At 48.0% G+C, this 254-nt stretch carries 1 protein-coding gene; it reads right to left on the bottom strand.

Annotation, left to right across the window (positions count from 1 at the left end):
* Positions 1–214: alpha/beta fold hydrolase (locus AAEY93_RS20880; RefSeq protein ID WP_351079622.1), on the bottom strand; the 214-nt coding region annotated here is incomplete at its 3' end.
* Positions 215–254 lie beyond the last annotated feature (40 nt).

The raw sequence follows: 254 nt of genomic DNA, 5'->3' as shown, positions 1-254 counted from the left end.
GGCTATTAGCGATATCTCGATGAAACAGTTTGGCATTTTCTACTGGAATTAGGTCATCTTGCGCACCCCATAAGATGAGGGTTGGTAAATCCAATTGTTTGATTTGTGCTTGGTTTGCCGTGTTATCCATCTCCAGCAAGCGGCGGTTTAGCGGCGGTTTAACGCCAGCCGGTTGCCTTGACGCAAAGTCAAATCGTACTACCGATCCACCCACGCCTCATCAACTTTACTGTCGTCCGCATAGACGCTTAAGA

This window comes from Shewanella sp. CAL98-MNA-CIBAN-0140 (assembly GCF_040309905.1).
GTDB lineage: Bacteria > Pseudomonadota > Gammaproteobacteria > Enterobacterales > Shewanellaceae > Shewanella > Shewanella psychromarinicola.
Note: the sequence above shows the minus strand (reverse complement) of the source record. Positions and strands in the feature narration are given on the sequence as shown.